The organism is Alkalilimnicola ehrlichii MLHE-1, from assembly GCF_000014785.1.
In the GTDB taxonomy this organism is placed as follows: domain Bacteria; phylum Pseudomonadota; class Gammaproteobacteria; order Nitrococcales; family Halorhodospiraceae; genus Alkalilimnicola; species Alkalilimnicola ehrlichii.
Genome location: NC_008340.1, coordinates 2,907,558 through 2,920,120, shown reverse-complemented (window position 1 = coordinate 2,920,120; position 12,563 = coordinate 2,907,558). Strand labels below are relative to the sequence as shown.

Below are 12,563 nucleotides of genomic sequence, written 5' to 3'. Positions count from 1 at the left end.
GTCTTCTCCTTACGCTTATGGTGAGGGGACGGGGTCAGGCCGGGTGTTCAGCACCGCGGCCAGGCTGTCCCGGTAGTACTCGATATCCACCTCGTCGCGCATCTCGGTGGCGCAAACCAGCAGGGCGTTGCCCAGTTCCGGATAGTCCGCCGACAGGTCGTGGCCGCCGAGGATGCCGTGGTCTTCCAGGGCCTGCAGCACCGGGGCCACCGGGCGGTCCAGGCGCAGCACGGCCTCATGAAAGTGTGGCCCGCGCAGCGCGGATTGCACGCCCGGCAGGCCGGTCAGGGCCTCCACCAGGGCATGGGTGCGGGCCAGGCAGCAGTCGGCGACCCGCTCCAGGCCGTCGGGACCCAGCAGGGCCAAGTAGAGGGTGGCGGCGGTGGCCATCAGGCCCTGGTTGGTGCAGATGTTGGAGGTGGCACGGCCCCGGCGGATGTGCTGCTCGCGCGCCTGCAGGGTGAGGGTGTAGCCGGGCTTGCCGTCCAGGTCCACGGTCCGCCCCACCAGCCGCCCCGGTAGCTGGCGCATAAGCGGGCGCCGGCAGGTCAAAAAGCCGAAACCGGGGCCACCGGAACTCATCGGGATGCCCAGGGGCTGCCCCTCGCCGCAGGCGATGTCGGCGCCGGCCTCGCCCCACTCACCGGGCGGTGCCAGCCGGGCCAGGGCAATGGGGTTGACCACCCCGATCACCAGCGCACCGCGGGCCTGGGCGGCGCGGGTGAGGGTGTCCACCGGCTCCAGCACCCCGAGGAAATTGGGCTGCGGCAACAGCAGGGCGTCGAAGCCGCCGCTCACCCCCTCCAGGGCGTGCTCCGGCAGATGCCCCTGGTCGGGGTCGTAGTCCAGCAGCGTCAGCTCGATGCCCTGGGGCGCCAGCAGGGTGCTCAGCACCCGGCGGTAGAGCGGGTGCAGGGTGTGGGGCACCAGCACGCGATGCGCGGCGTCACGGCGGCGCTGGCGGACGGCCATCAGCGCCGCCTCCGCGGTGGCGGTGGCGCCGTCGTAGAGCGAGGCGTTGCTGACCGCCAGGCCGGTGAGGGCGCTGAGCATGGACTGGAATTCGTAGATGACCTGCAGGGTGCCCTGGGAGGCCTCGGCCTGGTAGGGCGTGTAGGCGCTGTAAAACTCACCGCGGGCGGCGATCTGCCAGACGGCGGCGGGGATATGGTGCTCGTAGCAGCCGGCCCCGAGAAAAGAGACCGGTTGGCGGTCCTGGGCCGCCCGCCGCCGGGCGATGCGCCGGACCGCCATCTCCGGTAGCCCCTCCGGCACCCCCTGCGGCGGCGGAGCCCGCAGCGCCGCCGGGATCTCGTCGAACAGCGCGTCCAGGTGCCGGACACCGATGACCTCCAGCATCCGGCGGACCTCGGCCTCGGTGTGGGGGATAAAGGGCACGCCCGTTACTCCTCGTCGGCCACCAGGTCCTGGTAGTCCTCCGGGTCCAGCAGTTGCTCCAGGTCGTCGCTGTCGTCCGGGCGGATGCGCATGATCCAACCCTCGCCGTAGGGGTCGGTGTTGACCAGCTCCGGGCTGTCCTGCAGCTCTGAATTGGCCTCGATCACCTCGCCGCCCACCGGCGCGTAGATGTCGGAGGCGGCCTTGACCGATTCCACCACGGCGCAGGCCTCCTCGGCGTCGTAGTGGCGCCCCACCGTGGGCGTCTCCACGAACACCAAATCGCCCAGTTCGCTCTGGGCGTGATCGGTGATGCCGATGGTGAGCGTGCCGTCGTCCTCCAAGCGGGTCCACTCGTGGGTGCGGTTGTACTTGAGGTTGTCTGGTACCTGGGTCATGGCTTGGTTCGTTCCCTGGGTTGTGAGAGGGCGTTTCAGGGCGGTGCGGGCCGCCCTGCCTGTTAGCTGTATAGCGGGCTAGTCGGGGACGTCCACCCGCGGCTTGCCATTGCGGACGAAGGGCGGCCGGACCGGCTCGGCGCTCAGGGCGCGGTCGCGGACCCGGACCCGTAGCGGCCCCCCGGTGCCGTTGGGCACCCGGGCCAGGGCAATGCCCCGTTGCAATACCGGCGACCAGCCGCCGCTGGTGACCTCACCGATCACCCGGTCGGCGGCGTCCAGCACCGCATGCCCGTGGCGGGGCACGCCGCGCTCGCGCAGGACCAGGCCCTGCCGGCACCATGGCGCCCCCTCCCGGCGTTGGGCCTCCAGCGGATGGCGGCCGATGAAGTCACGATCCTCCGGCGTCCAGTGCACGGTCCAGCCCAGGCCGCACTCCAGCGGCGTGGTCTCCGGGGTCATGTCCTGGCCGTTCAGGTTCAGGCCCGCCTCCAGGCGCAGGCTGTCCCGGGCCGCCAGCCCGCAGGGTCGGGCGCCGGCGGCCACCAGGTGGTCCCAGGTTTGGCTGGCCCGGGGGCCGGGCAGGATCAGTTCGAAGCCGTCTTCGCCGGTGTAGCCGGTGCGGCTGACGAAGATCCGCTCCCCATCCAGGGCCTCGAAGGCGCCCAGGCCCACGGCGGCGGCTGCCTCCGGCAGCTGTTCGATGAGACTGGGGGCGGCCGGCCCCTGCAGCGCGATCATTGCCAGGTCGGTACGAGCCTCCGGCTGCAGGCCGAAGGCCGCAGTGAGCCGCTCCAGCCAGCGCTGGACGCTGCCCCGGGTGGCGGCGTTGGAGACGATGCGGTAGCGTTCCGCGCCGCGGCGGAAGACGATGAGGTCGTCGATGATGCCGCCGGCCTCATTCAGCAGGCAACCGTAGAGGGCCTTGCCGGGGGCGGCCTCGTCGAGCCGGGCCACATCGGCGGCGAGGATCAGGCGCAGGGCGTCGCGGGCCCCCTGGCCCTCGAGATCGGTGATGGCCATGTGGGAGACGTCGAACAGGCCGCAGTCCTCGCGCACGGCGCGGTGTTCGGCCAGGGCGGAGCCGTAATCCAGCGGCATCTGCCAGCCGGCAAATTCCACCAGGCGGGCGCCGGCTTCCTGATGACGGCGATAGAGCGGGGTGCGTTGCATGGGCTCCCTTGCGGCTGGTCCGGCTCTGTCAGTGGTCGGACCACTATAGCGCCAACCGCGCCCGGGATAACAGGGGGGCGGGGCTCAGGTCTGGAGCGCTTCAGCGGCGGCCGGCTTCTGGTTGCGCGGGTGCTTGCGCACCGTCCGGCTGACCAGGAAGATCACCGGGATCAGGCCCACGGCCACCAGGGTGACCGCCGGCAGCGCGGCGCGCTCCCACTGCCCCTCCACGGTGAACTCGAAGATGCGCACCGCTAGCGTGTCCCAGCCGAAGGGCCGGAGCAGCAGGGTCGCGGGCATCTCCTTCATGACATCGACACCGACCAGCAGCGCCGCGGTGATCAGACCCGGCCGCAGCACCGGGATGTAGATGCGGCGGATGATCTCCCAATCCCGCGCGCCCAGGCTGCGAGCGGCCTCGCGCAAGCTGGGCCGGATCTGCTCGAGGGCACTGTCCACCGCACCGAAGGCCACCGCCATGAAGCGCATGACATAGGCGATGATCAGCGCGAAGACACTGCCGGTGAGCAGTTGGCCGCCGATATCCCCGACCAGCGGCTCCAGCAGGTCGGCCACCCGGTGGTCGAGCCAGGTGAAGACGATCATGATCCCCACCGCCAACACCGAGCCGGGCAGGGCGTACCCCAGAGTGGAGGCGCCGACGGCGCGGCGGGTGATGAAGTCCGGCTGCACACGACGCGCGTAGGCAAGCAGCAGGGCGATGGTGACGGTGATGAAGGCGGAGACCGCCCCCAGGGTGAGGGTGTTGAGCACCAGTTCCAAGTAGCGTTCGTTGAAATCGGCCAGGTGCCCCCAACCCCAGATGACCAGTTGCAGCACTGGCAGCAGAAAGCCCAGGAACAGCACGCTGGCGGCGAAGCCGGTGGCCGCCCAGGCGCGCCAGCCACGCAGGGGGATGCGGGTGACCCCGCCGGCCTGGCGCTGGTCGAAACGGGCGCGGCCCCGGGCGGCCTTCTCCGCGGTCAGGCCGAGCAGGATGATCAGCAACAGCAGGGCGGCCAACTGGCCCGCCGCGGCAAGGCTGTAATAACCGAACCAGGCTCGGTAGATGGCGGTGGTGAAGGTCTCGAAGTTGAATACCGAGACCGCCCCGAAGTCGGCCAGGGTCTCCATCAGCGCCAGTGCCGTGCCGGCCGCGATGGCCGGCCGGGCCATGGGCAGCGCCACCCGGAAAAAGCTGCCCCAGGCGCTCAGGCCCTGGACCCGTGCCGCCTCCATGGGGGCCGTCCCCTGGCTGAGAAAGGCGGCCCGGCTGAGCATGTAGACATAGGGGTAGAGCACGAGGCTCATGACCAGGATGAGCCCGGGGGTGGAGCGGATAGAGGGCAGCCGCAGGTCGCTGGAGACGGTCTCGCGCAAAAAGCTCTGCACCGGCCCCGCGAACTCGAACAGGCCGACAAAGACGAAGGCCAGGACATAGGTGGGCACGGCCAGGGGCAGGATCAGTGCCCAGTCGAACAGGCCTCGGCCGGGGAAGTCACAGCGGGCCGTCAGCCAGGCCAGGCTGACCCCCAGGAAGAGCACGCCGGATCCCACTCCCAGCACCAGCATCACGGTGTTGCCGAGGATCTCCGCTAACAGGGTCTGCTGGATGTGGCGCCAGACCTCCATGTCCGGCGTGAGCCAACTGGCCAGGGTCACCGCGATGGGGACGAAGAGCAGGGTCCCCATGCCCAAGGCGAACAAACGCCACGGCCCGACCCGCCGCAGCGGGTCGAGCAGCGTGGCGATCAGGCCCCGGCGGGGAGCCCTGGACCAGGCCACGGCCATGGGATCAGCGCCAGCCGACCCGGTCCATCAGCATGGCGGCCTGGCGCTGCAGCCGGCCGGCCTCGGAGACATTGATGTTATCGGCCTTGAAATCGCCCCAGTCGGCGACGATCGGGTCCAGGCCGATCTCCGGGTTCGCCGGATACTCCATGTTCAGGGCGGCGAAGTCCTTCTGCGCGGCCTCGCTGGCGAGCCATTCGATGAGCCGCTGCGCCCCTTCAGGGTTGCCGGCATGGCGGGTGACACCGGCACCGGAGACGTTGACGTGAACGCCCACGTCATCCTGGTTGGGCCAGTAGGGCGCCACCGGGAAGTCCGGGTCGTCCTTCAGCACCCGGCCCAGGTAGTAGGTGTTGGTGATGCTCACATCACACTGGCCGGCGGCGATGGCGCGCAGGGTCGAGGTGTCGTTGGAGAAGGGGCGGTCCGCAAAGTTGTTCACCCAGCCCTCCAGCACCTCCCGGGTCCGCTCCTCACCGTGGTGGGAGATCATGGTGGCGACCAGCGACTGGTTGTAGACGTGCTGCGAGGTGCGCACGCACAGGCGGCCCTCCCACTCCGGGTCGGCGAGGGCCTCGTAGGTGGACAGTTCCTCGGGATCGACGCGGTCGGGCGCGTACATGATGGTCCGTGCCCGCACCGACAGGCCGAACCACTGGTCGTCCGGGTCACGCAGGTGTTCCGGAATGGCCTCCCGCAGCGGCTCGGAGTCGATGGGCCGGAGCACGCCCCGGTCGGCGGCCTGCCAGAGGTTGCCGGCATCCACTGTCATCAACATGTCGGCGGGGGTGCGGCGCCCCTCCTGCTGGAGGCGGGCCAGCAGCGGACCGGCGCTGTCGGTCACGTAGCGCACCCGGATGCCGGTCTCCTCGGTGAAGCGGTCGAACAGCGGCTTGATCAGGTGCTCCTGGCGCGCGGAATAGACGGTGATGGTGTCGTCGTCGGCCAGGGTGGTGGCCGGCATGGCCAAAGCGATGGCCAGCGGCGCGGCCAGCAATCCGGTCAGAACCTGTTTGATGCGCATGGATGGTCTCCCAACAGCGAGGATGCTGTCCGGGATGATAAGCATTCTCATTGCTCTCTGTAAAGCCGCGTGAGAATTATATTTTTTAGTTATTCCAGTTCCGGAAAATCCTGCTGGCGCAGGGCTTCGTAAAGCACCACCGAGACGCTGTTGCCCAGGTTCATGCTCCGGCTCTCCGGCCGCATGGGCAGCCGCAATCGGCGGCCGGGGCTGAACCGGGTCAGCTCCCGACGCAGGCCACCGGTCTCACAGCCGAACACCAGGGCATCGCCGGGGGCGTAGCGGACCTGGTGGTAGCCGACCGAGCCGTGGGTGGACAGCGCCCAGGCCCGTCGGGGCCGGACCTGGCGCAGGCAGTCCACCAGACTGGGGTGTTCGGCCACCCGGGCCCACTCATGGTAATCGAGCCCGGCCCGGCGCAGCCGGGTGTCGTCCAGGCGAAAGCCCAGCGGATGCACCAGGTGCAGATGGGCACCGGTGTTGGCGGCGAGCCGGATGACGTTGCCGGTGTTGGGTGGGATCTCCGGCTCGACCAGGACGATGTGGAACATGCGGTGGTTACTGCTCCTGGCGGCCGCCGGGCCGGAGCAGGAGATTCTCCACGGCCTCGCGGGTGGAGACCCGGCCGGCGAGGCGCAGATGGACCTGCTCGCAGATGGGCATCTCCACCCCGGCCTGGGTGGCCAGGCGGTGCAGTTCATCCGCCGTGCGCACCCCCTCCACCGTGCCGATGGCCTCCACCGCCTCGTCCAGGTCCTCGCCGCGCCCCAGGGCCAGGCCCAGCCGGCGGTTGCGGGACTGGTCGTCGGTGCAGGTGAGGATGAGGTCGCCCATGCCGGCCAGCCCGGTGAGGGTGTCCGGGTCCGCGCCCAGCGCCTCACTCAGCCGCCGGGTCTCCGCCAGGCCGCGGGTGATCAGCGCGGCTCGGGCGTTGGCGCCGAAGCCCAGCCCGTCGGCCACGCCGGTGGCGATCGCCAGGACGTTCTTCACCGCGCCGCCCAGTTGCACGCCGACCAGGTCGGTGCTGGTATAGACCCGGAAGCGCTCGTAGCGGAAGGCGTCCGCCAGGTCGCTGGCGAAGCCCTGATCGGTAGCGGCCACGGTGACCGCCGTGGGCAGGCCCCGCCCTACCTCGGCGGCAAAGCTCGGCCCGGAAAGGACCGCCAGGGGCGGCAGGGGCTTGAGCACCCGCTGGACCACCTGGCTCAACAGGCCGCCGCTGGCGGCATCCAGGCCCTTGGTGGCCCAGCCCAGCCGGTGGCGGCGCTCGATCAGCGGGGCCAGGGTATGCAGCATGGACTCGAAGGCCCGGCTGGGCACGACGAGCAGCAGGTCGTCGCACTCGGCCACCAGCGCTGTCAGGTCCGGTTGCGGCTGCACCGGGTCCGGCAGCGGGCAGTCCGGCAGATTCCGCCGGTTGACCCGGTCCCGGGCCATGGCCTGAACCGCCGCCGTGTCCCGGCCCCACAGTCGGACCGGGTGCCCGGCGTGGCCGGCCGCGATGGCCAGCGCCGTGCCCCAGGCGCCGGCCCCGATGATGCCCAGTGGCCTGTTCATGGCCTCCGCGCCTCCGCCCGGTTATTGCTGGGTGTCGGAACCCTGGGCCGCGGTGCTATCGCTGCCCTTGGCCTCGGCGCCGCCGCCCTGGGCCTGCTCCGCCTTCTGGCGCTCGGCGGCCTGGGCCAGCCGCTGCTGGTAGAGGGCGTCGAAGTTGACCGGTTGCAGCACCATGGCCGGAAAGCCGCCCTGGGTGATCAAGCTGTTCACCGTCTCGCGCACGTAGGGGAAGAGTTGGGCCGGGCAGTAGGCGCCCAGCAGGCCGTTGCGCGCCGCGTCCTCGAAGCCCTTGATCTGGAAGACCCCGGCCTGGGTGACCTCGCACAGGTAAGCGGTCTTCTCGCCCTGCTTGGCGGTGACGGTGACGGTCAGGGCCACCTCGTAGTGCCCTTCCTGCAGGGCGCGGGTCTTGCTGGTCAGGTCGACGTTGACCTGCGGCTTCCACTCGCCGGTGAAGACCTCCGGGCTGTTCGGCGTCTCCAGCGAGACATCCTTGAGATACAGCTTGGCGATCTGGAACTGCTGCTTGGGTTGCTCGCCCTGCTGCGCGGCGCCCTGGCCGTTACCCTGGGGTTGTTCGTCTGCCATGTCTTGCTCCACTCCGTTACGTTCAGTGCCGGGTTGAATCGGTGCCGGCGCGCCTGCCGCGCGCTGCCGTCGTCGTTATGGGGTCAGCCCTTGGGGTTGGGCTTGGGCTTGGTCCTGCCGCGCTCCATCGGGTAGCCGGCGCTCTCCCAGCCGGTGAGCCCGGTCTTGAGCTGGTAGACCGTCTCGAAGCCGGCCTTGCGGAGTCGCCGCGCCGTCTTGTTGGCCTGCAGTCCATTGGCATCATAGACGATCAGCGGCCGGGACTCGTGGCGGCGCAGCTTTTCCAGCAGTTGATCCACCTCGGTGGACGGCATGTGAAACGCCCCGGGCAGATGCGATTTGCGGTACTCGGTGTTGTTGCGGATATCCACGAACAGCGCATTGTCGCGGTTGTAGAGCTGGGTCGCCGTCTCCGGGGTGATGGTCTTGACGCCGCTGCTGAAGTGGTAGATCTCGGCGCCGACCCAGTAGCCCAGGATGAGCACGAAGGCCAGCACGAGCATCCAGTTGTCGGTGATGAATTCCAGCAACTGCTCCATGGAGGATTCCATTTGTTGTCTGATTGGTTGTGGGACAGCGTCGCCACCGGCCCGGCCGGACCACCTTGCGGCGCGCCAAGTGGGCGGCCATGATACCAGCCTCCCGGCCACCGCGCAGGTCCCCCGAGGCACACCCGAGAGCTGGAATCGCCATGAGAATCGCACCCATGCTGCTCCTGATCACCGCCCTGACCCTGGTGTCACCGCTGGCGGCCGGGGTGGAGGACGACCTGCAGGCCACGGAGGCGGAACTAGAAGCGGTCCGTGAGCGCATCGAGGCGGCCCGCCAGGCGTTGGCCCGGGACGAGGCCGAGCGCGACGCGGCCGAGGCGGCGCTGGAGGAGAGCGACCGTCGGGTCCAGCGGGCGGCGCGGGCGTTGCGGGCGGCGGAGGAGGAGCGTGCCGCGCTTGAGGCGCGGGTGGCCGAGCTGGAGGCCAAAATGGCGGAACGCGACCAGCACCTGCGCGCGCAGCGCGAGCGGCTGGCGCGGCAGTTGCGTGCCGTCTGGCAGGGGGGGCGGGACGCCGGCCTGCGCGTGTTGCTGAATCAGCAGGACCCCTCAGCGCTGCAACGGTTGTTGGCCTATCACAGCCGCCTGGATGCCGCGCGGCGCGCCGATCTGGTGTCGGTGATCGAGACCCTGGAGCGCCTGCAGAGCCTGGAGCAGCGGCTGCAGGAGCAGTCCGAGGCCCTGGCCCGGGCGGAGATGGCGGCCCGCGAGCGCCGTGCGGAACTGGCGCGCGAGCGGGAGCAGCAGCGCCGGCGGCTGGCGCGGCTGGAGGCCTCCCTGGCCGAGACCGGTGAACAGCTGATGCGCATGGAGGAGGACGAACAGCGCCTGCAGGGGCTGCTCGATGAACTGGCCGAGGAGTTGGCCGCGGTGCCCGAGCGTGATCTGCAGGACCTCCGCTTCCGCGAGCACCGCGGTGCGCTGCCCTGGCCGGTGGAGGGGCGGCTGGGGGCCCGGTTCGGTGATTCGAGGGAACTGGGCAATATCAAGTGGCGCGGCCTGGTTATCGATGCCGAGAACGGCACGGAGGTGCAGGCGGTGGCCACCGGGCAGGTGGTCTACGCGGATTGGTTCCGCGGCCTGGGGCTGCTGGTCATCCTCGACCATGGCGACGGGTACCTGAGCCTCTACGGTTACAATGAGTCGTTGTTCGTGGAGGAGGGTGAATGGGTGCAGGCCGGCGCCGTGCTGGCCTCGGTGGGGGCCAGCGGTGGGCGGCGCGAGCCGGGGCTCTACTTCGAGGTGCGGGCCGACGGCGACCCGGTGGACCCGCTGCCGTGGCTGGCCGCGCGCTAAGGGCGCGGGTCTGACAAGCGGGGGCAACAGGGGTAAACTGCGGAAATAGCGGATGTATCGCACCGCCGGGCGTGAGCGCCCGAGACCAGCAACACCGGATGGGAGCGCTGCCGCATGCGCATGATTCGACCGCTCTATTCTACCGCCATACTGCTGATCCTGGCCGCCGGGCTGGGGTTGGGGCAGACCGTATGGGCGGAGCGGCAACAGGCCAACGCGGATCTGCCGTTGGAAGAGCTTCAGGCCGTCGCCGAGGTCTACGCGCGGATTCGCAGCCACTACGTGGACGAGGTGGATGACAAGGCGCTCCTGGAGGCGGCCGTGCGCGGCATGGTCAGCAGTCTGGACCCCCACTCCACCTTTCTGGATTCCAGCGAGTTCCAGGCCCTGCAGGAGGGCACCCGCGGTGAGTTCGGCGGGCTGGGTATCGAGGTGGGCCAGGAGGACGGCTTCATCAAGGTCATCGCGCCCATCGATGACACCCCCGCGAGCCGTGCCGGCCTGCGTCCGGGGGACCTGATCACCCGCATCGACGATAAACCGGTCAAAGGGATGTCGTTGACGGAGGCGGTCAAGCAGATGCGCGGTGAGCCGGGCAGCCAGATAACTCTCACCGTGGTGCGCGAAGGCGAGGATCGCCCGCTGACCTTCGAGATCACCCGCGCCGTTATCCAGGTGGAGAGCGTGCGGGCCCGGATGCTGGAGCCCGGCTACGGCTATCTGCGCATCAGCCAGTTCCAGGAGCGCACCGGTCGTGACGTGCGGGAAGCGCTCAGCGAACTGAAGCGGGAGGCCGACGGCAGCCTGCGCGGTCTGGTTCTGGATCTGCGCAACAACCCCGGTGGGGTGCTGGACGGTGCGGTCAGTGTCGCCGACGTCTTTCTCAGCAACGGCCGGATCGTCTACACCGAGGGCCGGGACGAGCGCGCGGAGATGAGCTTTAGCGCCACCCCGGTGGATATGCTGCACGGCGCCCCGCTGGTGGTGCTGGTCAACCAGGGGTCCGCCTCCGCCTCGGAGATCGTCGCCGGGGCCCTGCAGGATCATGGACGCGCGGTGGTCATGGGGTCACCCACCTTTGGCAAGGGCTCGGTGCAGAGCATCCTGCCGCTGGGCCGCGGTGCGGCGGTCAAGCTCACCACGGCGCGCTACTACACCCCGGGCGGTCGCTCCATTCAGGATAAGGGCATCCAGCCCGATATCCTCTCCGAGGAGCTCAGGGTGGCCCGGGTGGAACGCGAGGACATGAGCCCGGCCGAGCTGGAGCGCCACGGCCTGCGCCAACGGCCGGACGTGGATCGGGACGACGAGACCGAGAGCCTGGCGCAGCGCGATTTCACGCTGTACGAAGCGCTGAACCTGCTGAAGGGCGTGGGTATCTTTACCGGTCGCTGATGCCATGGCTGCCCGGACGCGCCGAGCCCCTGCCGGCCACCTGATCCTCCTGCTCTGCGGCCTGGGGGCCCTGCTGCTGGGCCAGGCGCAGGCCCGGTCGGCCGATGAGCCGGTGCGGGTGGCGGTGGTGATCGACGATCTGGGGGATCACCTGGCCAGCGGCCAACGCACGGTTGATCTGCCCGGGCCGGTGACCTGTTCCGTTCTACCCCACACCCCCCACGCCCGGCGCCTGGCCGAGGCCTGCCACCGCAGCGGCAAGGAGGTCATGCTGCACATGCCGATGCAGGCGAAAAACGGCGCCGATCGAGGGCCGGGCGGGGTGGACATCCACATGGACCGGACGGCGGTGGAGGCGGCGGTCCGCAAAGACCTGGACGCGGTGCCCCATGCCCGCGGGGTCAATAACCACATGGGCAGTCTCTATACACGCCACCCGGGCAACCTGCGTTGGGTCATGGACGCACTGCGGGGGGAGGGCGACTATTACTTCGTGGACAGCCGGACCACGGCACGCAGTGTGGCGGAACAGGTGGCGCGGGAGGCCGGGGTGCCCGCCACCCGGCGGCATGTCTTCCTGGACCACGACCGTGATCCGGAGATGATCCGCCACCACCTCGAACGGCTGGTGCGGCACGCGCGCCGGCATGGCTACGGGCTGGCCATCGGCCACCCCTACCCGGAGACCCTGGCGGTGCTGGAGGAGGTACTGCCGGAGTGGGCCCGGGCCGGTATCAAACTGGTGCCGGCCTCGCGGCTGGTGGAGTTGTATGGTCAGGAGGAGGAGAACGTGCCATGAGTAGTGTGCTGGTGCCCTTGGCAACGGGCTGTGAGGAGCTGGAGGCGGTCACCGTCATCGACCTGCTGCGCCGGGCGGGGATCGATGTGGTCACCGCATCCCTGGACGGCGAGCCGGTGCGGGCCAGTCGCGGCGTCACGCTGGTGGCGGACACCCACCTCGATGAGGCCCTGCGCCGCGATTTCGACATGGTGGTGCTGCCCGGCGGCGCCGAGGGGGCGCGACGGCTGGGCGAGGATGACCGGGTCACTGAGCTCTTACGTAAGCTCGCTGACAGCGAGCGCTTCACGGCGGCCATCTGCGCGGGCCCCAAGGTGCTCGCCGGGGCCGGACTGCTGGAGGGCCGCCAGGCCACGGCCTTCCCGGGCGCCCTGGACGATGTCCCGGGGGTGGAACTCCGCGGTGGGGAGCCGGTGGTGGTGGACGCCAGCGTGGTGACCTCCCGCGGCCCCGGTACCGCGATGGATTTCGCCCTCCGGCTGATCGAATTGCTGGCCGGCGAGGCGCAGGCGGCGGAGGTGGAGCAGCAACTGCAGCGCCCCAGCGGTCACCGGCAGTACAACGGTGAGGCCTGAGGGGCCCGACCCATCACCC

General features: G+C 69.9%; 13 protein-coding genes. 4 read left to right on the top strand and 9 right to left on the bottom strand.

The genetic code is table 11. From position 1 onward, the window contains the following. Positions 1 to 15: 15 nt before the first annotated feature. From gcvPA to MLG_RS12985, 9 genes are all read right to left on the bottom strand, one after another. Positions 16 to 1,398: an aminomethyl-transferring glycine dehydrogenase subunit GcvPA gene (gene gcvPA / locus MLG_RS13025; RefSeq protein ID WP_011630311.1), complete on the bottom strand. Its 1,383-nt coding sequence runs from the start codon at positions 1,396 to 1,398 to the stop codon at positions 16 to 18. A 5-nt stretch (positions 1,399 to 1,403) separates the two neighbouring features. Then, the gene (gcvH, locus tag MLG_RS13020) at positions 1,404 to 1,796 is read right to left on the bottom strand and encodes a glycine cleavage system protein GcvH (RefSeq protein WP_011630310.1); all 393 of its coding nucleotides are present in this window, start codon (positions 1,794 to 1,796) and stop codon (positions 1,404 to 1,406) included. A 78-nt stretch (positions 1,797 to 1,874) separates the two neighbouring features. Then, the gene (gene gcvT / locus MLG_RS13015; protein WP_011630309.1) at positions 1,875 to 2,969 is read right to left on the bottom strand and encodes a glycine cleavage system aminomethyltransferase GcvT; all 1,095 of its coding nucleotides are present in this window, start codon (positions 2,967 to 2,969) and stop codon (positions 1,875 to 1,877) included. Positions 2,970 to 3,053: 84 nt separating this feature from the next. Further along, a complete protein-coding gene (locus tag MLG_RS13010) occupies positions 3,054 to 4,760 on the bottom strand; it encodes an ABC transporter permease (protein WP_011630308.1) in 1,707 nt (568 codons plus the stop codon). 4 nt (positions 4,761 to 4,764) lie between these two features. Continuing rightward, positions 4,765 to 5,784 (bottom strand): Fe(3+) ABC transporter substrate-binding protein, encoded by a 1,020-nt coding sequence (locus tag MLG_RS13005; RefSeq protein WP_011630307.1) that lies wholly within the window; start codon positions 5,782 to 5,784, stop codon positions 4,765 to 4,767. 89 nt (positions 5,785 to 5,873) lie between these two features. Then, positions 5,874 to 6,335 carry a tRNA (cytidine(34)-2'-O)-methyltransferase gene (locus MLG_RS13000; RefSeq protein WP_011630306.1) on the bottom strand — a complete coding sequence of 154 codons (462 nt, stop codon included), beginning with the start codon at positions 6,333 to 6,335 and terminating at the stop codon, positions 5,874 to 5,876. Between the two features lie 7 nt (positions 6,336 to 6,342). Next, on the bottom strand, positions 6,343 to 7,341 hold the full coding sequence (locus tag MLG_RS12995) for an NAD(P)H-dependent glycerol-3-phosphate dehydrogenase (protein WP_011630305.1): 999 nt from the start codon (positions 7,339 to 7,341) through the stop codon (positions 6,343 to 6,345). A 21-nt stretch (positions 7,342 to 7,362) separates the two neighbouring features. After that, on the bottom strand, positions 7,363 to 7,929 hold the full coding sequence (secB, locus tag MLG_RS12990; RefSeq protein WP_011630304.1) for a protein-export chaperone SecB: 567 nt from the start codon (positions 7,927 to 7,929) through the stop codon (positions 7,363 to 7,365). 83 nt (positions 7,930 to 8,012) lie between these two features. Further along, positions 8,013 to 8,468 (bottom strand): rhodanese-like domain-containing protein, encoded by a 456-nt coding sequence (locus tag MLG_RS12985; RefSeq protein ID WP_011630303.1) that lies wholly within the window; start codon positions 8,466 to 8,468, stop codon positions 8,013 to 8,015. A gap of 152 nt (positions 8,469 to 8,620) precedes the next feature. On the opposite strand from MLG_RS12985, the gene MLG_RS12980 reads away from it, so the two are divergent. The 4 genes from MLG_RS12980 to MLG_RS12965 all read left to right on the top strand — a co-directional run bounded on the left by MLG_RS12980 (position 8,621) and on the right by MLG_RS12965 (position 12,544). Beyond that, the gene (locus MLG_RS12980) at positions 8,621 to 9,775 is read left to right on the top strand and encodes a murein hydrolase activator EnvC family protein (RefSeq protein WP_041718071.1); all 1,155 of its coding nucleotides are present in this window, start codon (positions 8,621 to 8,623) and stop codon (positions 9,773 to 9,775) included. 114 nt (positions 9,776 to 9,889) lie between these two features. Next, a complete protein-coding gene (locus MLG_RS12975) occupies positions 9,890 to 11,170 on the top strand; it encodes a S41 family peptidase (protein ID WP_011630301.1) in 1,281 nt (426 codons plus the stop codon). Positions 11,171 to 11,174: 4 nt separating this feature from the next. Then, the gene (locus MLG_RS12970) at positions 11,175 to 11,969 is read left to right on the top strand and encodes a divergent polysaccharide deacetylase family protein (RefSeq protein ID WP_011630300.1); all 795 of its coding nucleotides are present in this window, start codon (positions 11,175 to 11,177) and stop codon (positions 11,967 to 11,969) included. Continuing rightward, complete coding sequence (locus tag MLG_RS12965) at positions 11,966 to 12,544, top strand: DJ-1 family glyoxalase III (RefSeq protein WP_011630299.1); 579 nt, start codon at positions 11,966 to 11,968, stop codon at positions 12,542 to 12,544. Before MLG_RS12970 ends, MLG_RS12965 begins: the two co-directional genes overlap by 4 nt. Positions 12,545 to 12,563 lie beyond the last annotated feature (19 nt).